Raw genomic sequence first — 20,017 nt, forward strand, 5'->3', positions numbered from 1 at the left:
TTTCGTTTTTGACGCGGAGCATAAACGTTAGGAATTTGGAACATCCTACCTTGTGGCCGACTCGAATTTCACTGCTTGTCAGGTGGACAAGCCTTGGTATATACTCTTGACGCAAGTGAATTGAGCCATATAATCCGTGAGTTTAAAGGAGCTGGAAACGAATGTCGATCAGTCTGAATGTGTACCTTGTAACCAATGGAACCGGACGCGAAGCAGTGGAACTGTATAAAGAAGCATTTGGTGCCGAAGTGCTGGATTTGAAAACATTTGGCGATATGCCGCCAAATCCCGAGCATCCGATTCCCGATGAGGCGAAGGACTGGGTCATGCATGCATCCTTGCAGATCGGCAGCTCCCTGCTCATGATTTCTGATACCCTTCCTGGCATGGAGCATACCGTGGGCAACCACATCACGGTCACCGTAAATACGGATACGGCCGAGGAAGCCCGCCGCATTTTCGACAAACTGAAAGAAGGCGGAACGGTCACCATGCCGGTACAGGAAACGTTCTGGAGCCCGGCCTACGGCCAGGTTACGGACAAGTTCGGCGTGGGATTCCAGATCAGCGCAAAGCCTGTCCAAGCTTAATTCGGTCTTTAATGTCCCCGCTGCTGCTGGGCAGGGAAACAGTGAGGAAACAAACAAGCCTCCAAAGCAGCGCCCTGATAGGCGCTGTTTTCGGAGGCTTGTTTGTCTTGTATGAATGTACGTCGATAGACGTATTATTTCCCATGTTGGCTGCTTTCGACCCTACTGTTTCTGAATTTTGGACGGATTGTTGATCTTGTAGGGCACGGGGTGTTTAGCCAGTTTCTTTTTGATGATTTTGGCGTCAAACGTCAGCGTATCACCGACTTCAAGGTCCAGCTTTTTGATCGTGGCGCTGTGGCTGGACCAGGCCTCGCCCACTTCGAGCATATCCGGTTCCAGAATCGCGACGGCTTCATAGATGATGACTTCGTCGTCATTGTCGGCAAAATGGTTCGGCACCGTCGTAAATTCCTTCACGACCGCGGTCATTTTGACCTTGCCTTCCGGCAAATCGAGTTTGGCTGCCTTGGCTTTGCTCGCGGTTTTGGCCTTAGGTTTGTCCTCCGATGCGGATGCCGATTGGGGAGACACGTATTCTTCGACCAGCCCGTCCGGATCGCCTGGCAGACTGGCCGTGGATGCGATGGCTCTGTCAGTGGCGGAGGGCTGTTCTTCCGTGGCGGAAGAATTGTTGTCTGCCAAATCAGACGATTCTGCGTCCGAAACAAGTCCGTCATCGGATGAGGATTCGACGGAGCTTGTCTCGCTGCCGTCCATCACGCCTGGCGTGCCCGCTTTTTTGTCCGGCGCTGCAGCGAGCGTGCCTTTAAAGCCCGAGGCCTGCATTTCCTTGAGATAAGCGGGATGAATGCAGTGTTTCTGGTCGTTGTCCAGCTGAATGACTGCGGCCATGTGATCCACGAAACCAACGATGGTGCAAGGGACGTTCAGACCATTCCCTTTATAATAAAATGTTTTGAGCTTAGTCGCCTTGTCCGACAGCAGCCCCCATTCTTGGCACTTTTCGATGCGTTCTTCATCCGTGTGCAGCGGGGTATAAAAATCCGGCTCAATCATGAATGCATATGTCATCAAGAAAATCTCCTTTTCCCGTTCATTTCTATCCCTTTTCAGCGTATCCAAATTACAAATAGTGTAACACAAAAACAGGGGGTGAGATGAGTAATTACCCCCGTTTTTCATAGGCCTATGATATAATTTCTGGAAAGAGGACGAATGAATGCGGAGGATGCCTTCTAAGAGATCGGCGCTCCGATAACGTTGGGGGAAGGATGATCTTTGTGGATAAACAGGTGAACCATCAGGCGTTATGGCTCAGCATAGGTGTTGCCATCGGGGCCTGTATTGGCGTCGTCACAGATCAGATCGCGCTCGGCGTCGCCTTTGGGGCAGCGCTCGGCATATTCGTTGGTTCAATCGTGAGCAAGCGTGCTCTTGCCGATTCGGAGCGTCTGCTCAGCGGGCAGATTGCGGAGATATATAAAACAGACGATTGGGAGGAGGCACTCCGCCGTTCAGATGACCACCCTGTGCTCATCCTTAAGCATAGTACAACTTGTCCCGTCAGCGCGCGTGCATATCGGGAATTTGCCGCTTTTGTCAGCGCGAATGCCGCCAATCCGGTACAGAATATGGAGTATCGGATGGTGGATGTGATCGAAAGTCGTCCTTTGTCCCGCCGGATCGCTGAAGAAACGGAGATTCGCCATGAATCGCCGCAGGTATTGCTGCTCAGCGAGGGCAAGGTTCTCCATCACGCTTCCCATTCGAAGATCACCAAGAAGAAGCTGTTGCAGTGGGCGCAAGAACCGTTTTGAGCAACGAAAAATCGACCTTAAACATGAACCTGTTCGTTATTCAGCTGGGTTGCAGCTGGAGTGAAGGGTTCTTTTTTTGCATTTTTACGCTTTTTTTACGCGCTGCCGGTCCAATCTTTACCCCATTTTTACACGGTTCCGTATTAAAATTTCAATGCGAGCAGGAGAAAAAGGAGGAAATCCGGATGGTGAACGACGTCACGATGATTGCGTTGACGGTGCTGATGTTTGCACTGTTTTGGGGATTTATGAATTTTTGTGAGAAGGCATAGGGGAAGAAAGGGAGGGACCGGATATGGTCGTTGTAGGTTCGATCGCGCTGGCACTGATGGTGTATCTGGGCTATGTGCTGGCGAAGCCGGAGAAGTTCTGATGGCAGGTGTTGCAAGTGCGAATTGGGGAGGACATATGGAATGAGTACAGGTTGGTTGCAAGTGGCAGTCACGCTGCTGATCATCATCCTGCTGGTGAAACCAATGGGGAGTTACCTGGTAAAGGTGTTTGGCGGGCAAAGGACATGGCTTGACCGGATCTTTGGCGGTCCGGAGCGTTTGTTATACAAGGCGATGGGGGTACGGGAAGATGAAACGATGGGGTGGAAAAAATACCTGTCGGCAGTGCTCCTTTCCAATATGGTTATGCTGATCCTGATGTTTCTGGTGTTGCGGCTGCAAAAGTGGCTGCCGCTCAATCCGGACGGGATCGACAACATGCCTGCGGCACAGGCGTTTAACACGGCAGTTTCTTTTATGACCAACACCAACTGGCAGTCGTATACGGGCGAAAATGCTCTATCGTATCTGTCGCAAATGTTGGCCGTGACGTTTCCGATGTTCACGTCAGCTGCAACCGGCTTTGCCGTGGCGATTGCGTTCATACGCGGCTTGGTAGGCCGCAAGAATGAACTGGGAAACTTTTATGTGGACATGGTGCGTGCCATTACGAGAGTGTTTTTGCCGCTGAGCGTGCTCGTTGCGCTGTTTCTCGTATTTCAGGGTGTACCGCAGACGTTGGCCGGAGCTGTCCGTGCAGCGACGCTGGACGGGGGCGAACAGACGATTACGCGGGGACTGGTGGCTTCACTGGAATCCATCAAACACCTGGGTACGAACGGGGGAGGATGGTTCGGAACCAATGCGGCTCACCCGTTCGAGACGCCGACAGCTTTGGCCAATCTGGTGCACATCGTCTGTATGATGCTGCTGCCAACGGCACTGGTGTACGCTTTCGGCATCATGGCCAACAACAAGAAGCAAGGATGGGCTTTATTCGCCGCGATGAGCGCACTGTTTCTTGTTATGCTGACGACGGTATTCGTATCCGAATATCGCGGCGTGCCTGCACTTGAGGCAGCGGGCATCCAAGGAAACATGGAGGGCAAGGAAGTGCGGCTCGGCATTTCCGAATCGGCGCTGTTCACCGCAGTTACGACGGCGGCGACGACGGGCTCAGTCAACAATATGCACGAATCGTTGACACCGCTTGGAGGCATGGTCCCCATGGCCCAGATGATGCTGAACAACGTGTTCGGCGGCAAAGGCGTAGGGCTTCTAAACGGTCTGCTGTATGTGATCTTGGCCGTGTTCATCTGCGGTTTGATGGTTGGCCGGACGCCCGAATTTCTCGGCAAAAAGATTGAAGCGAAGGAAATCAAGCTGGCATCCATTGCATTGCTGATTCATCCGCTGATCATTCTGGCTCCTACGGCGCTGGCTTTCCTGAGCCCTGACGCCATGGCGTCCATTTCCAACGGTGGGATGCATGGAATCAGCGAGGTGTTGTACGCATTTGCTTCGGGAGCGGCCAATAACGGTTCCGCGTTTGCCGGGCTGAATGCGAATACGGACTTTTATAATATCGGCATCGGCGTAGTGATGCTGCTGGGAAGATACGTTTCCATGATTGCGCTGCTTGCCATTGCCGGATCGCTTGCCACCAAACGGATTGTTCCGATAACAACGGGTACACTGCGCACAAATACACCGATGTTTGCCGGCGTTCTGGTGGTCGTCATTGTGGTCATTGGAGCCTTGACGTTTTTCCCGGCATTGGCGCTGGGGCCGATCGCAGAGCATTTGGCTATGTCGGTCGGATAGCGTTCGCCTGTTTTAATAACATGACGTTGCGCGAGGGACAACGAAATGAAATAGGAAGTTATAACCTGCGAAGATAGTGAATCCATGAAAGAGGGAGCGCACAATGGAAGGAATGAACAACGAGCTGCTTGCGGCAGGTGCCGTGAGAGGAGAGAACGGCCATCTTCAGCCCGGGAACACCGGGAAGCCGGGACGGTTAATGAACAAGGAAATTATGCTACGGGCAATGATTGATGCATTCCGGAAACTGAATCCGGTGGCGATGATCAAAAACCCGGTCATGTTCATCGTCGAAGTAGGCACCTTGATTACGTTGCTATTATGCATCAAGCCCGATTTGTTTGCTGCAGCGGCCGAGGGAGGGCGGGCGTACAACATGGCGGTATTTCTGATCCTGCTGTTTACGCTGTTGTTCGCCAACTTCGCCGAAGCTCTCGCCGAGGGCAGGGGCAAGGCGCAGGCAGATACGCTGCGCAAAACGAAGTCCGATACAACGGCCAGACTGGTGCAGAAAGACGGCACGACGCTTCAGGTTTCCTCGACCCAGTTGAAAAAAGGCGATGTCGTCCGCGTAGAAACAGGCGAAATGATTCCGACCGACGGCGAGATTATTGAAGGGCTCGCGTCGATCGACGAATCGGCGATCACGGGGGAATCCGCACCTGTTATTAAGGAAGCAGGCGGTGATTTCTCTTCGGTCACGGGCGGCACGAGAGTAGCCTCGGACTACATCGTTATGCGGGTGCAGACCGATCCAGGCGAGTCTTTCCTCGACCGCATGATCTCGCTGGTGGAAGGTGCGCAGCGCCAGAAGACGCCGAATGAGATCGCGTTGACTACCCTGCTTGCGGTGCTGACGATGATTTTCCTGATCGTCATTATGACGATGTTTCCGATGGCCGATTATCTGGGCATCCATCTTGACGTAGCGACGCTGATCGCACTGCTGGTCTGCTTGATTCCAACGACGATTGGCGGGCTGCTCTCGGCCATCGGCATTGCGGGTATGGACCGCGTCACCCAGTACAACGTGCTTGCCATGTCAGGGAAAGCGGTGGAAGCCGCAGGAGACATCGATACGCTGATTCTGGACAAAACGGGAACGATCACCTATGGCAACCGGATGGCATCCGAATTCGTGCCCGTACAGGGCGTAACCGTGCAAGAGATGACCCGAGCGGCGCTGCGGGCTTCCGTGCGGGACGAGACACCGGAGGGGCGCTCTGTGGTTGAGTTGGCGGGCCGCCAGGGCGAACAGTGGAACGAGGCCGAGTATGCTGCGGCCGAAAGCGTAGAGTTCACCGCAGAGACGCGTATGTCGGGGCTCAACATGGCTAATGGACAGCAAATTCGCAAAGGAGCAGTCGATGCTATTAAACGCCATGTCGCGGCTCACGGCGGACGGGTGCCTGGCGATCTGGACGATATCGCAAGCCGGATTGCCAAAGCAGGCGGCACGCCGCTTGCCGTGGCCATCAATGACCGGATTTACGGTGTCATCTATTTGAAAGATACAGTGAAGCCGGGACTTAAGGAGAAGTTCGAGGAAATGCGCTCCATGGGCATCAAAACGATCATGTGCACGGGGGATAACCCGCTGACGGCTGCTACGATTGCGCTGGAAGCCGGTGTTGACGATTTTATCGCCGAAGCGAAACCGGAGGACAAAATCCGTGCCATTCAAAAGGAGCAGCAGGAAGGCAAGCTCGTCGCCATGACAGGAGACGGAACCAACGACGCCCCTGCTCTCGCTCAAGCGGATGTGGGCCTGGCGATGAATTCGGGGACGATGGCGGCGAAGGAAGCTGCCAACATGATCGACCTCGACTCCGATCCGACAAAGCTGTTGTCCGTCGTATCCATCGGGAAGCAGCTGCTGATCACCCGGGGGGCGCTGACCACGTTCTCGATTTCGAATGATATTGCCAAGTATTTCGCCATCATTCCGGCGATGTTCATTGCCGCTATGCCTCAGTTGCAGGCGCTGAACATTATGAACCTGGCTTCGCCGCAGTCGGCAATCCTGTCGGCGCTCATATTTAACGCCGTCATTATTCCGCTGCTCATTCCAATCGCCATGCGCGGCGTGAAATATCGCGCCATGTCGGCCGACCGGCTGCTTGGCCGCAACCTTTTGCTCTATGGCATCGGTGGCGTCATCGTACCGTTCATCGGCATCAAGCTGATCGACCTGGTGTTGTCGGGACTGAATTTTGTATAAGAGTAGAGCTGGAACCATTACACGTTTGGGATGTGAAACACGATGAAAATGACAGTGATCGCCCTTCGACTGTCTTTAGTTTTAATGTTGTTATGCGGTGTCATTTACCCACTTGCAACAACAGCCGTTGCACAGCTGCTATTTCCGGCTCAGGCGAACGGCAGCCTGATTACGCAGCAGGGTAAGGTGATCGGTTCCTCGTTGCTGGCACAGAAAGTGGCCTCGCCGGGTTTGTTCCAGCCAAGGGCATCCGGTGCCGGATACGACGCTGCCGCTTCAGCTGGCTCCAACCGGGCTGTTGCATCAGAGGAGTATGCGGACGAGATGATGACCAAGATTGCGGAGATCAAGCAAGAAAATCCGGCACTCCAAACGGTTCCCGCCGATCTGGTGACCGGTTCAGGTTCAGGACTTGACCCCGATCTTTCTCCGGAAGCGGCCAAAGCCCAAATCCCCCGGATCAGCCAAGCTACCGGACTGGACGAACAGCGGCTGAATCAACTGGTGAACGCGCAAATTCGAGGACGGCAGTGGGGTCTGTTCGGTGAGCCGAGGGTCAACGTGACCGAATTGAACCTGGCCCTCTTGGCGGAGATGAAATAATCTGGAATTGAAACGGATTGGAATAGAGCCGCCACAGTCTCTGAACGGGCTGGATATACATGCCTTCTCCTGGCGCGAGCCGGTGGGAGGCTTCTCCGTTTTTTGGCCAAATTGCGTCACAGACTTGAAGGGTGGGGGTGAGCCTATTGGACGAAAGCTTCAAGCGCCGATCTCCGGAGGATATTCTAAGGATGATCCACAAGTTACAGCAGGGCACGTTGAAAATTTACATCGGTCCGGTGAGCGGCTCGGGGAAGACGTATCATATGCTCAGGGAAGGCAACATGCTTCGCGAACAGGGAGTGGATGTCGTCATTTGTGCCGTTTCGACGATGCAGCGCCCAGAGACGGAGGAGCAGCTGGGGGCGCTGGAACGCATCCCGAGCATTCACTGGCTGCGTGAACGGGACGGTGCAGTGATGAAAGATCTCCATTTGGAAGCTTTGCTGGAGCGCAATCCTGAAGTGGTGCTCGTGGACGGACTCGCTCATCGCAATCGGCGCGGTGCTCGCCACGCCACGCGGCTGGAGGACATCCGCTGGCTGCTGCAGCATAACATCAGCGTGATTACGACAGTCAATGTATATGAGCTGGAGGGATATACCAAGCTCGCCCGCCAATTGACGGGGGTGTCCGTGGAACATACGGTGCCAGACGACACGCTGGAACTGGCCGATGAGGTGAAGCTGATCGACGTGACGCCAGAGGCGATATTAAACAGGCTTGCCGAAGGGCATCTGAGGGGCCATGAGAACCATGCTGTATTTCACCACGGCAACTTGGGCATTTTGCGTGAATTAGCGCTGCGTCTTATGGCCGAAGAGGTGAACGAATCGCTGCGCGAACATCAGGAGGAGACGGGTACCCCTGTCATGACAGGCAGCATGGAGCGCATTTTGGTATCCAGCCAGTATCACTGGAACGGTTCCATCTATATCCGACGGGGGCAGCAGATTGCCAAGCGGTTGAACGGAGAGTTGTACGCCGTCACATTTCGCATGGGGAAGCAGCCGCTCACCAAGGAGGCCGCGGCCTTTCGGCGGAACATGGTCAAGCTGGTGGAAAAGTTCGGAGGCCGGTTCGAGGAACTGCGCGCTCTGCATCGGAGGCATATTCCGTCCGTGCTGGCGCGTTATGCGACAGGGCATCGCATCACCCGGATCGTGATGGGTCACTCGCGCCAGAGCCGCATGCAGGAGCTCTGGCAGGGATCGTTCGTGAACTCATTGCTGCGCAAGGTGCAAGGCGTCGATCTGTTCCTTCTGGCCGATACTGCCCGAAGGGATGGCGAGCGCGTGCTTCCTGCCCGGCTGGCTGATGCGGATGCCCGAACGTATCGCAGATTGACCGATACGGAAATGAAGGCACAGATCGGGCAAATCCGTCGCGGCAAGTTTAAGGTGTATATCGGGGCCGCTCCCGGCGTAGGCAAAACCTACATGATGCTGCGGGAAGGCAATGACCTGCTGCGCAAAGGCATCGACGTACGCATCGGTCTGCTGGAGACGCATGGCCGGGCGGAGACGTTGGGGCAGATCGGCCAGCTTCCGCTCATACCACGTTTAAAGCTCAAATATCAAGGTGCCGAGCTGGAAGAAATGGACACGGCCGCAATCCTCCGCCTGTGCCCGGAAGTGGTGCTCGTGGATGAACTGGCGCATACCAACGTGCCTGGCAGCCGGAACAAAAAGCGGTACGAGGACGTGATCCGGCTATTAAACGCAGGTATCTCTGTCATTACGACCGTCAACGTGCAGCATCTGGAAAGCCTGAACGATGCGGTGGAGCATATCACAGGCATCCGGGTGCGGGAGACGGTGCCTGATCGGATCATGCAAATGGCCGATGAGGTACAGCTGATCGACGTTGCGCCCGAGGCCTTGCGGCAGCGCATGCGGGAAGGTAAAATCTATGCAGCAGCCAAGGTGGAACAGGCGCTGAATCATTTTTTTCGCGTGGGCAACCTGATTGCCCTGCGGGAATTGGCTTTGCGCGAGCTGGCCGACGACGTAGACGAACGGCTGGAGTCGGCAGGACGGGGAAATGCCCTGCGGGGCCCTTGGCGGCGGCAGGAAGTCGTTTTTGTATGCGTTAGCGTCGGCGCGCATGCCGAATTGCTGATTCGGCGCGGATTTCGTACGGCATATCGGTTAAAGGCCGCCTGGCACGTACATCATGTACAGGTAGGCCGTACGGCGAAAGAACAGGCGGGCCGGCTTGAAGCGTTGGAGCAGCTGACAGTCAGGCTGGGAGGCCGGTTTCATGTGCATTCGGCAGACCGTCTGCGGGATGTGCCGATGATATTGGCGAACAAGGCTGCCGAGGCCAAGGCGACGCAGCTGGTCGTTGGGCAGGCCCGGCTCGGTTGGCATTTCAACCGGTATCAGGGGACCGGATCGCTGGTTAGCCGGCTTATCCGGTTGTCCAGACACATGGATGTGCTCATTGTGGCCGATTACGATCATGAAGCGGGTGAGGTGTCGGCGAATCGTGCAGGAACATAATAGGGATCACCAGCATGAAGCACGGCTGGAAAAACAAAAGCTGCCCCATATATGGGGCAGCGTGTCGGCATATGCGTGGGTAACGATCGCCATCGCGTTGCTGACCGCGTTGATCGACTGGATCGGGTTAAGCCGGGATATGGTCAACGCCGCGCTAGTCTACCTGTTTCCCGTATTGGTCAGCGCGGTCTATTGGGGACTTGGACCGGCAATATATGCGGCCAGCCTGGGCGCGGCTGCATTCGACCTGTTTTTTATCCCGCCTTATTTCAGCTTCAAGGTGGATGATTTAAGATACATTCTTTCCTTTGCCGTATATTTGGCGGTTGCCATACTTACGGCTACCCTGTCGGGCAAGCTCCGGCAGCAGTTGGAGACCGTAAGACAGCGTGAAGCGACCACCAGTCTTCTCTATGGCTTGAGCCGTCAGATTACTGCCATATCGGATATGGAAACATTGCTATCTAGCATCGCTCGGCAGGTGTCGCAGATGCTGAACGCCCCGGCGGCACTCTATCTTCCTGATGCGGAAGGGGAATTGCAGGCGTCGTCTTCGCCTGCAAGACCTGGAGAACCTGAATGGGGAACCAGTGAATCGGAGCTGGCCATCGCCAGATGGGTGCATGTTCACGGGCAGATGGCTGGCAGGGGATCTTCGAGCTTGCGGGAAGCCTCCGGAACCTATGTGCCGCTGCGCACGGAAGAACAGGTACATGGCGTGCTTGCGGTGAACATGGAACTGCCCGATCCCGGCAGTTTGCCGGAAAGACGCCGTTTGCTGGAAGCCTGTGCTGATCTGGCAGCAAGCGCGATTGCCCGAGTGAAGCTGGCGGAGGAAGCGCGTTTGGCCCAGATGACGGCCGAGTCGGAGCGCATTCGCACCGCCCTGCTCGATTCGGTGTCGCATGAGCTGCGTACGCCGCTCGCGGCCATTATGGGATCATCCACTGGCCTGCTGGAAAATGAGGAGCTTTTTACTGCCGAAGATCGGCGCGAACTGACGGCCAACATTCGGGATGCGGCGATGCGCATGAACCGGCTGGTGACGAACCTGCTCGAGATGGTCAAGCTGGAAAGCGGCATGCTTCAGCTCAGGCGTAACATGTGCGACGTGGGCGATATGTTAAGCGTAGTGTTGGCGCAGGTGCAGCAGTATAAGCAGCAGCGGATAATCCGATTGGAGCTGCCCGATCAGCCGCCATTCGTTTCCGGCGATGAAGTTTTGCTGGAACAGATGCTGGTCAACGTACTCAGCAATGCGATCAAATACTCGCCGAATCCCAGCGAGATCGTCATCTCGGTCGCGATGGATGCCGGGGAGGGTTGCCTGGTCATTACCGTGGCCGATCAAGGTCCAGGCATTCCGAAAGCGGAACGCGAGCGGGTGTTCGAGAAATTTTACCGTTCGGATTCCACGAAGCACGTCACCGGAAGCGGGCTAGGGCTGGCTATTTGCAGAGGCATCGTCGAGGTGCATGGCGGCACGATTGCGGCGGAAGCCAATCCGGACGGCGGCACGCGCATGGTCATCCGTTTGCCGCTGGATGAGGCAGACACGGGATTTCTCGGGACGGGAAAAGAAGAGGGACAGGAGGAATGCACATGACGGCATCGCAAGGTGCACGCATCTTGGTCGTGGATGACGAACCGCAAATTCGTAAACTGTTAAAGGTGACGCTTCAAGCGCATCAATTCGAAATCCATGAATGCATGGATGGGGAAGAAGCCGTCGCTCAAGCCGGAATCATGCATCCCGACTTGGTTGTGCTTGATCTAGGCTTGCCTGGCATGTCTGGAATGGATGTGCTGAAGCGGATTCGTGAGTGGTCGCAGGTTCCGATCATCGTGCTGACGGCCAAGGACCGGGAGGAAGATAAAATCGCCGCATTGGATGGCGGTGCCGACGATTACGTGACAAAACCCTTCGGCATGGGCGAACTGGTCGCCCGCATCCGGGTTGGGCTTCGCCATGCAGCCAAATCGGCCGACGAACCCGTATTGCGCTGCGGCGCTTTGACCATTGACCTTGCCCAAAGGCAGGTGGAGTTGGAGGGCATGCCCATCAAGCTGACCCCGACCGAGTACGACATGCTGAAGGTGCTTGCCTCCAATGCAGGCAAAATCGTGACCCAGCGCCAATTGCTGCAGCAGGTGTGGGGCAGTCATCACAACGAATCGGACAGCCATTATTTACGGGTATATATAGGACATTTGCGCAAAAAATTAAACGAAGATCCTGCTCAGCCGCGATTCATCCAGACTGAACCAGGCATCGGATATCGATTTTTAATGCAAGACTAATGCCACTGGCAATAAAAAAGAACAAACGCCATTCCCGTACGATCCGAGAATGGCGTTTATCGCGTTACCACTATTGTAATGTTAAGACGTAAATTTCGGCAGCCAATCGCCATGGGCTTCGATCAGCTCGTCGCACAGGGAAACGATGTCGTCGATGGAAAGCTCGGCCGACGTATGCGGATCAAGCATCGCTGCATGGTAGATGTGATCCTTTTTGCCTGTGATGGCAGCTTCGATGGTGAGCAGTTGGGTGTTGATGTTGGTGCGGTTCAGCGCAGCCAGCTGCGGTGGCAGGTCGCCGATGTACGTCGGAGTGATGCCCGATCCGTCGACTAGACACGGTACCTCGACACAGGCTTCGCGCGGCAGGTTGGTGATGAGTCCGGTGTTCATGACATTGCCGCCGATTTTATAAGGACGGTTCGTCTCCATGGCCTCCATGATATGGGAGGCGTACTCCCGGCTGCGGGTATGCTCGATGTTTTCGCTGGCGAACAGCTTCTCGCGCATTTCTTTCCAGCCTTCGATCTGATTGACGCAGCGGCGCGGATATTCGTCCAGCGGAATGTTGAAGCGCTCGATCAGTTCGGGGTAATTCTTTTTGATGAAATACGGATGATACTCGGCATTGTGTTCGGAAGATTCAGTCACATAATAGCCGAAGCGATGCATCAACTCGAAGCGCACCATGTCGTCGTGCTTCTCCTGTTGTTTGATGCGGGCAAGGCGTTTGATTTCCGGATACAGATCCTGTCCGTCCCGCGTGACTTCAAGCAGCCAGGCCATATGGTTGATGCCCGCAATTTTGGCGACAACACCGGTCTGATCGATCCCGAGGGCGTCGAAGAGATGCGGTACGCACACTTGCACGCTGTGGCAGAGGCCGACCGTTTTCACGCCGCCATGCACGCTCATGACGTTGGTCAGCACCGCCATCGGATTCGTGTAGTTCAGGAACCAGGCATCCGGGCAGACTTCCTGGATATCCCGGGCGAAATCCAGCATGACCGGAATGGTCCGCAAGTTGCGGAAAATGCCGCCGATGCCGAGCGTATCCGCAATCGTCTGGCGCAGGCCGTATTTTTTCGGAATTTCGAAGTCGGTGATCGTGCACGGATCGTATCCGCCCACCTGGATGGCATTAATGACGTATTTGGCTCCGCGCAGCGCTTCCTTGCGATCGGAATAGGTTTGCACCTTGCAGCCGCTGCCAAGCGAACGTGCCATGCTGACCAGCAGCCGTTCGGAATCGCGCAGCCGCTCGGCATCGATATCGAACAGTGCCAGTTCAAAATCTTGCAGCGCTTCGGTCATCATGACGTCGCCGAGGACGTTTTTTACAAACACGGTGCTTCCCGCACCGAGAAACGTAATTTTGTTCATTTCAGGCTCAGCCTCCCTGGTGGATTGGTGTACCTCCACTATAGGGCGATTTGGCACGTTTCACTATGGCGCAACCTCACGTAAACATGGCATAATCCCATTTTTGCATTCGTTTACATTGCGATATGGCCCGGTTTGCCTGTTATAATTTTGATAAAACTTGAAGAAGTGAGTCGTGGGTGCAAACGTTGGCGGCTCTCCAAACAGAAGGAAGGGACAGACGTGAGCAGAATCGAAATGAATGTGGTGCCGATGGATTGGACGCAGATGGAATTGGTCATGCTTTTTTTCGGGTGGGAGGACTGTGAGCCTCTGCATTACTGGGGGCCGGGTGTGCGTGACAGCTACATTATTCATTACGTTCACAAGGGACGCGGCAAGGTGCTGATGAACGATCGGCAGCATATGTTAACCAAGGGACAAGGTTTTCTCATTCTCCCCGACACGATCGTGCATTATGAAGCCGACGAGGCGGACCCATGGACGTATTCGTGGTTTGGCTTCAAAGGCGTGCAGGCCAAAGCGTTCATGCAGCGCGCGCAGTTGAATTCCGATCATCCGGTGTTTCGGGCAAGGAACGAGGCGGCGCTGGACGGATTGTATCAGGAAATGGTTCAGGTGTCCGGCCGCTCGGGCGCGGACGTGTTTACTCAAAGCTTGTTGTATCGCCTCATAGCCGAGCTGATTGCTTCTTCACCGGAAGAGGAGGGCAAGCGGCAGCCTTCTTCTACCAAAGAAGAGTACATACGGCAGGCGGTGAGATACATGGAGAACCGATATAGCCAAAAAACGAGCGTTCTCGACATCGCGCAAGCCGTAGGACTGGATCGCACGTACCTGTCGGGGCTGTTTAAGGAAAAGTACGGCAAGCCGCTGCAATCTTTTTTTCTGGAATACCGGATGAATCGCGCCGCCGAGCTGCTGCAGAGTCCGATGCTGTCCATTAGCGAGGTGGCACATTCGGTGGGATATACGGACCCGCTATTGTTCTCCAAAATGTTCAAAAAGGTCACCGGCATGTCTCCGAAGGGAGCCAGAACCAAGTCCACTGAAACGAGTGATACACGATAGAATAAGTCCCTTAAATTTGAAGAAAAAGCTATGATCTTGCCTACCTGCCAGTTATACTGGAACACATACCAATCGAATAGATGGAACTGGGTGCTGTACCCGATCGGGTACAAGCTTAATAGGGAAGCCGGTGAAATGCCGGCGCGGTCCCGCCACTGTAACAGGGGAATCAGGCAGCGATAAGCCACTGGCCATAGCCGGGAAGGCGCTGCAACGATGTTGATCCTGAAGCCAGGAGACCTGCCCGGTTTGACAACACAGCAACAGCCTACGGGAGATAGGAAGGTGTTTTGAATTAGCGCGATTTTTGTATGGGAATCGGTTTATTTGAGGCGTCCTTATCCGGGAATATACGGGAGAGGGATGCCTTTTTTGCATGGCAGAGATCGGGTTTGCTGTGAATCGAAGCAGAGAGGACGGCTGGCTTTTGGGCAAATACATCGGTAAAAGAATACTTCAGCTGGCAGCCGTTCTGTTCGGCATCACCTTCCTGACCTTTCTCCTGACCTACCTGTCGCCGGGAGACCCGGCCAGGCTGATGCTCATGGCTACGGGCGTGACGCCATCCGAGGAGCTGGTTGAGCAGGTGCGGGCAGAATTGGGACTGGACAAGCCCTTTTGGGTGAGGTACGGCCTATGGCTTGGACAAGTCGGGACAGGAGATTTCGGTACGTCGTACAAATACGGCCGGCCCGTGTTCGACGTGCTGATGTCACGTTTGCCGGCCACGCTGCGTTTGACAGGCGGTGCCATGCTTCTTGTGGTCGTTGTTTCGTTTCCGCTCGGCATCCTGTCGGCCATCCATAGAAATAAAGTGCTGGATCTCATCATTCGCCTGTTCTCCTTCGCAGGGTTGTCCATGCCAAGCTTCTGGCTGGGCATGCTGCTTATGCTCTGGTTCGGCGTGCATCTGAAGCTGTTTCCCGTCACGGGCAGCTCGGGTCTGCATAGTCTCGTATTGCCTGCATTAACGCTGGCACTGCCTTTGATCGCTCAGTACAGCAGGCAAATCCGCGCCGTCATTCTGGAGGAACATTCCCAGAACTACGTAGACGGAGCCAGAGCCAGAGGCATGAAGGAAGGAACAATCATGATCCGGCATATTCTTCCGAACGCGATGCTTCCAGTCATCACGCTAATGGGCATGTCTACCGGGGCTCTGCTCGGCGGGGCCGCAATCATAGAGAGCTTGTTCGTGTGGCCGGGCGTGGGCCAGATGGCGGTGGAAGCGATCTTTTCACGGGATTATCCGCTCATTCAGGGTTATGTGATCTGGATGGCTACGATGTATGTCGTGTTGAATCTGTTGGTCGATGTATGGACCCATCTGCGAGACCCGCGGATCCGATTGGATGTGGATGTATGATGAGGACATTCCGGCTTACGTTGTCGCAGCATCGTTGGTTCGCCGTGGTGCTCGCGTTGACGGCGTGTTGGATCGTGCTCGCCATGATCGCCCCCCTGTTTGCGCCGCATGATCCGCTGGCCACCAACTTTGGCATGGTGCTGCAACCCGCCAGCCCCGAGTATCCGCTCGGGACCGACCAATTGGGACGATGCATTCTGTCCCGTATCCTGTATGGGGCACGCACGTCGCTGCTGCTGACCTTCATGATGATCGGCATCGTGTTCGGGATCGGCGTAGGCATCGGCATCATTGCCGGTTATGCGCGCGGCATCGTGGATTCGCTGTTGATGCGGCTGGCCGATACGATGATGGCTTTTCCCGGAATCATTTTCGCCATCGCCGTCGTCGGCATGTTGGGTCCGGGTCTGCTTCATACGGTCATCGCGCTGTCGGTGGTCTGGTGGGCCAAATATGCGCGCATGGCGAGAAGTTTGGTCATATCGCTGCGACAAAAGGAATATGTCGCCGCCGCCGCTTTCAGCGGGGCGCGTCGTACCCGAATCGTTTGGGGCACCGTTCTGCCGAACATGCTGTCACCGTTAATCGTGATGGCCATGATGGATGTGGGCGGCATGATGCTCTCCATATCCGGCTTGTCCTTCCTGGGGCTTGGAGCGCAGCCGCCGGAACCGGAGTGGGGAGCCATGCTGAACGAAGGCCGGAGATACCTGCAGACGGCCCCATGGCTATTGCTGTATCCGGGCCTGGCGATATTTTGTACGGTCATGATTTTTAATTTGTTGGGCGACAGCCTCAGGGATGTGCTGGACCCTCGAAAAAACGCAGCTTGACTGGAGGATATAGAAGTGAAAACAACCCGTTTAAAAGCAGTACTGCTTACGTTCGCGTCATTTTTTATTGTATTTGCCCTCACGGCATGCGGAAGTACCAATTCATCCAGCAGGACTGGTACCGGTGGGAAAGAAACAAGCTCGGCAACGAGTGCATCCGCTGTGCCGTCGCATTTGAACGTGGCTCTGTTCTGGCTCGGCACCAATCTGGACCCGGCGGTGGAATGGAACGGCTGGACGCTGACACGTGCGGCGATCGGCGAGACGTTGGTCCAGTTTGACGAGAACATGCAGCTTGTGCCCAAAATCGCCGAATCGTGGGAACAAGTCGATGACACCACATGGAAGTTTCAGATTCGCGATGGCGTTACGTTCCATAATGGCAACAAAGTCACGGCAGATGCTGTGAAAAAATCGATTGAGCGTGCCTTGGAGCTGAACGAAAGAGGGCTGTCCACACTGCCGATCGAATCCATGAAGGCGGAAGGGCAAGATTTGACGATCCAAACGACGGAACCTTACGCTTCCCTGCTCGGAAACATTGCGGAACCGCTGTTTGTCATCGTGGACACCAGCGCAGATACATCAAGATTCGAGAGCCAGCCGGTTGCAACGGGTCCGTTCATGGTAACCTCGTATACCCCGGATCAAGAAATTCAGGTGAAAAAGTATGACGGGTATTGGGACGGTGCTCCCGAAACGGATACGATCACGTTCAAATACATTAAGGATGACAGCACGCGAGCACTGGCCTTGCAGTCGGGCGAAATCGACGTGGCGAGCAACGTTGGGCGCAGCAGCCTTCCTTTGTTCCAGGACAAGGGCCAGTATGCCATCGACGAAATTCCAAGCTTGCGCACGCAGTTTGTCTGGTTCAATACAACGCATAAGCTGCTTGAGAATGCCAACGTTCGCCGTGCCATCTCGTATGGCATCGACCGCGAAATGTATGCCGGTACGCTGATCGGCGGCCAGGCGGCAAAAGGACCGTTTACTTCCGCGCTCCCGTTCGGATACGACAAACTCAAAGGGTACGACTATGAACCGGAACAGGCCAAGCAGCTGCTGGACGAAGCGGGATTCAAGGACACGGATGGCGACGGCATTCGGGAGAAAGACGGCCATAAGCTGACGCTTCAGATGATCCTCAACTCTGCGTACGAGTCGGATGCGACCGTTGCGGCTGCGATGCAGTCCCAGCTCAAGGAGATCGGAGTAAACCTGGAGCTGGCCTCTTACGAGGATTTGACCGACCATCAGAGGAGCGGTAACTATGACCTGGCGCTGACCAGCATTAATACGGGCATTACGGGCGACCCTCAGTACATCCTCGATTTCTATTTCAAAACGGGGGCGGAATGGAACGTTGGCGGATACAGCAATCCGAAGCTGGACGAAATCATCGACCGCCTGCATTCCGAGTTCGACGTCGAAAAAAGATATGAACTGGCCGCAGAGGCGCAGCAAATCATTCTGGACGATGCCGCTTATATGTTCATTACGTATACGCCGATCAACATTGTCAGCAAAAATACCGTTCAGGGTGCAACCATGTATCCGATCGACTTTTATTTGCTGGATCGCAACATCAAGGTTGATCAGCAATGACTCCTTTGCTGCGGGTAAGTGATTTGTCTGTGGCTTACGGGAAGGAACAAGCTGCGTTGAAGCACCTTTCATTCGAAATGCATGCCGGCGAAGTGCTGGGCATCGTCGGCGAGAGCGGCAGCGGGAAATCGACGCTGCTGCGGGCTCTGCTCGGCATGCTGCCCAGCAGAGGGACATATGCGGGAGGCGACATCTTGTTTCAGGGCCAATCCGTGATGGGCCTTGCCCCAAAAGACTGGAGCAGGATTCGCGGCAAAAGGATCGCCATGGTATTTCAGGACAGCGGGTCCCACCTGAATCCGATCCGCAAAATTGGCAGCCAATACGAGGAAGCGATCCGCACGCATATAAAAGTAACGCGCAAATCGGCCCAGCGTATGGCCGTGGATACGTTGTCCGGCATGGGACTGGCTGACCCTGAGCGCGTCATGAAGTCTTATCCAAACCAACTTAGCGGGGGCATGAAGCAACGGGTGGCCATTGCCATGGCCTTGACGATGGAGCCGGAGCTGCTGCTTGCGGACGAACCGACCAGCGCGCTCGACGTATCGACTCAAGCCGAGGTGATGAAGCGGCTGCGCGAACTCAGCGACCATAGAGGAACCGGTGTCATCCTGGTTACCCATAACATTGCCGTTGCAGCGCACATGGCCGACCGAATCGGTGTCATGCAGAGCGGAGAGATGGTTGAATACGGGCGGACCGCCGACATCATCACGTCGCCGCAGGCTCCGTACACCCGCAAACTGCTGAACGCCGTGCCCGAATTGGAGGAACATAGAGGATGAGTGGTCATGAAGCGCCTATTTTGGAACTTACGGAACTGAACAAATGCTACGCAGCGCCTGGACATGGTTCCGTGCAGGCACTATGCAACGTTAATCTGCAATTATATCCGGGCGAATGTCTGGGGATCGTAGGCGAAAGCGGCAGCGGAAAAAGCACGTTGGCCAGGTGTATCACACATTTGGAGAAAGTGACGTCCGGACAAATGTTTTATCGGGGGAAGGATATAACGCAGCTCAAAGGAGAACCATTGCGACAGCTGTATAAACAGGTTCAGATGGTCTTTCAGGAACCTTCGTCCATCTTCAATCCGCGGACGAGCATCGGCAAATTCGTGCGGGAGCCTCTCCTGAATTACAAAATGATGCGCCGTTCCGAGGCGGAAACGGCCGTGCTGCGCCTGCTTGAGCGCGTCGGTTTGCCCGCTGAAGCAGCGGATAAGTATCCGCATGAGCTAAGCGGGGGCGAGCAGCAGCGGGCGGTCATAGCCCGGGCGATCGGCGTGCAGCCGGACATCATTCTGTTCGATGAAGCTACTTCCGCTTTGGACGCCCCGATCCAGCAGCAAATGTTGGACCTGCTCGTCCAGCTCCGCCGGGAAACCGGCGTATCCTGCATGTTCATTTCGCATGACCTTGCCGTAGTGCAGAAAGTAAGCGACAGGGTTGCGGTAATGAACAAGGGCGAGATCGTGGAAGTGTTGGAGAGCGCTAAGTTAACCACGGCTGCACGGCATCCGTATACCCGTAGTCTGATGGCATCCGTTTTGTCCGTCAGGAAAATCAGGAATGAAATAAGGGGAAACAAAGAAGTCATATAAAAAACCAAGACTTCCCGAGTGATGTTCTGCCCGGGGAGTCTTGGTTTTTGTTTT

18 protein-coding genes and 1 riboswitch are annotated in these 20,017 nt (G+C 55.0%); of the genes, 16 read left to right on the forward strand and 2 right to left on the reverse strand.

Annotation, left to right across the window (positions count from 1 at the left end):
* Positions 1 to 161: 161 nt before the first annotated feature.
* Complete coding sequence (locus tag SNR34_RS01250; RefSeq protein WP_236420321.1) at positions 162 to 590, forward strand: VOC family protein; 429 nt, start codon at positions 162 to 164, stop codon at positions 588 to 590.
* A gap of 162 nt (positions 591 to 752) precedes the next feature.
* Here SNR34_RS01250 and SNR34_RS01255 read toward each other — a convergent pair whose 3' ends face one another.
* Complete coding sequence (locus tag SNR34_RS01255) at positions 753 to 1,625, reverse strand: hypothetical protein (protein ID WP_486180976.1); 873 nt, start codon at positions 1,623 to 1,625, stop codon at positions 753 to 755.
* A 209-nt stretch (positions 1,626 to 1,834) separates the two neighbouring features.
* Here SNR34_RS01255 and ytxJ point away from each other — a divergent pair, with 209 nt between their 5' ends.
* The 9 genes from ytxJ to SNR34_RS01300 all read left to right on the forward strand — a co-directional run bounded on the left by ytxJ (position 1,835) and on the right by SNR34_RS01300 (position 12,096).
* Positions 1,835 to 2,371: a bacillithiol system redox-active protein YtxJ gene (gene ytxJ / locus SNR34_RS01260; protein WP_236420319.1), complete on the forward strand. Its 537-nt coding sequence runs from the start codon at positions 1,835 to 1,837 to the stop codon at positions 2,369 to 2,371.
* The gene (locus tag SNR34_RS01265; protein WP_343262078.1) at positions 2,368 to 2,643 is read left to right on the forward strand and encodes a hypothetical protein; all 276 of its coding nucleotides are present in this window, start codon (positions 2,368 to 2,370) and stop codon (positions 2,641 to 2,643) included. The genes ytxJ and SNR34_RS01265 overlap by 4 nt, the downstream gene beginning before the upstream one ends.
* 23 nt (positions 2,644 to 2,666) lie before the next feature.
* Positions 2,667 to 2,744: a potassium-transporting ATPase subunit F gene (locus SNR34_RS01270; RefSeq protein WP_356724286.1), complete on the forward strand. Its 78-nt coding sequence runs from the start codon at positions 2,667 to 2,669 to the stop codon at positions 2,742 to 2,744.
* Positions 2,745 to 2,784: 40 nt separating this feature from the next.
* Complete coding sequence (kdpA, locus tag SNR34_RS01275; RefSeq protein WP_486180977.1) at positions 2,785 to 4,467, forward strand: potassium-transporting ATPase subunit KdpA; 1,683 nt, start codon at positions 2,785 to 2,787, stop codon at positions 4,465 to 4,467.
* A gap of 199 nt (positions 4,468 to 4,666) precedes the next feature.
* On the forward strand, positions 4,667 to 6,688 hold the full coding sequence (gene kdpB, locus SNR34_RS01280) for a potassium-transporting ATPase subunit KdpB (protein WP_486182379.1): 2,022 nt from the start codon (positions 4,667 to 4,669) through the stop codon (positions 6,686 to 6,688).
* Positions 6,689 to 6,730: 42 nt separating this feature from the next.
* Positions 6,731 to 7,291 (forward strand): potassium-transporting ATPase subunit KdpC, encoded by a 561-nt coding sequence (kdpC, locus tag SNR34_RS01285; RefSeq protein WP_339275604.1) that lies wholly within the window; start codon positions 6,731 to 6,733, stop codon positions 7,289 to 7,291.
* Between the two features lie 191 nt (positions 7,292 to 7,482).
* The gene (locus SNR34_RS01290; RefSeq protein WP_486180978.1) at positions 7,483 to 9,795 is read left to right on the forward strand and encodes a histidine kinase; all 2,313 of its coding nucleotides are present in this window, start codon (positions 7,483 to 7,485) and stop codon (positions 9,793 to 9,795) included.
* Positions 9,782 to 11,401 (forward strand): ATP-binding protein, encoded by a 1,620-nt coding sequence (locus tag SNR34_RS01295; RefSeq protein WP_486180979.1) that lies wholly within the window; start codon positions 9,782 to 9,784, stop codon positions 11,399 to 11,401. Before SNR34_RS01290 ends, SNR34_RS01295 begins: the two co-directional genes overlap by 14 nt.
* Entirely contained in the window at positions 11,398 to 12,096 is a 699-nt protein-coding gene (locus tag SNR34_RS01300) for a response regulator (protein WP_486180980.1), read from the forward strand. The genes SNR34_RS01295 and SNR34_RS01300 overlap by 4 nt, the downstream gene beginning before the upstream one ends.
* Before the next feature lie 81 nt (positions 12,097 to 12,177).
* On the opposite strand, the gene melA is transcribed toward SNR34_RS01300, so the two are convergent.
* Positions 12,178 to 13,479 (reverse strand): alpha-glucosidase/alpha-galactosidase, encoded by a 1,302-nt coding sequence (gene melA, locus SNR34_RS01305; protein WP_236420312.1) that lies wholly within the window; start codon positions 13,477 to 13,479, stop codon positions 12,178 to 12,180.
* Positions 13,480 to 13,701: 222 nt separating this feature from the next.
* On the opposite strand from melA, the gene SNR34_RS01310 reads away from it, so the two are divergent.
* The 6 genes from SNR34_RS01310 (at position 13,702) to SNR34_RS01335 (ending at position 19,963) form a co-directional block, all read left to right on the forward strand.
* Positions 13,702 to 14,550, forward strand: coding sequence for an AraC family ligand binding domain-containing protein (locus tag SNR34_RS01310; RefSeq protein WP_486180981.1), 849 nt, complete (start codon positions 13,702 to 13,704; stop codon positions 14,548 to 14,550).
* A 71-nt stretch (positions 14,551 to 14,621) separates the two neighbouring features.
* Positions 14,622 to 14,812: riboswitch (cobalamin riboswitch) on the forward strand.
* A 135-nt stretch (positions 14,813 to 14,947) separates the two neighbouring features.
* Positions 14,948 to 15,916, forward strand: a complete 969-nt coding sequence (gene nikB / locus SNR34_RS01315) for a nickel ABC transporter permease (protein WP_486180982.1) — start codon at positions 14,948 to 14,950, stop codon at positions 15,914 to 15,916.
* Complete coding sequence (nikC, locus tag SNR34_RS01320) at positions 15,913 to 16,749, forward strand: nickel transporter permease (protein WP_236420309.1); 837 nt, start codon at positions 15,913 to 15,915, stop codon at positions 16,747 to 16,749. The genes nikB and nikC overlap by 4 nt, the downstream gene beginning before the upstream one ends.
* Before the next feature lie 15 nt (positions 16,750 to 16,764).
* Positions 16,765 to 18,357, forward strand: coding sequence for an ABC transporter substrate-binding protein (locus tag SNR34_RS01325; RefSeq protein ID WP_486180983.1), 1,593 nt, complete (start codon positions 16,765 to 16,767; stop codon positions 18,355 to 18,357).
* Positions 18,354 to 19,145: an ABC transporter ATP-binding protein gene (locus tag SNR34_RS01330; protein WP_486180984.1), complete on the forward strand. Its 792-nt coding sequence runs from the start codon at positions 18,354 to 18,356 to the stop codon at positions 19,143 to 19,145. The genes SNR34_RS01325 and SNR34_RS01330 overlap by 4 nt, the downstream gene beginning before the upstream one ends.
* Positions 19,142 to 19,963, forward strand: a complete 822-nt coding sequence (locus SNR34_RS01335) for an ABC transporter ATP-binding protein (RefSeq protein ID WP_343262070.1) — start codon at positions 19,142 to 19,144, stop codon at positions 19,961 to 19,963. The genes SNR34_RS01330 and SNR34_RS01335 overlap by 4 nt, the downstream gene beginning before the upstream one ends.
* The last annotated feature ends 54 nt before the right edge of the window (positions 19,964 to 20,017 follow it).

The organism is Paenibacillus sp. XP01 (genome assembly GCF_057364885.1).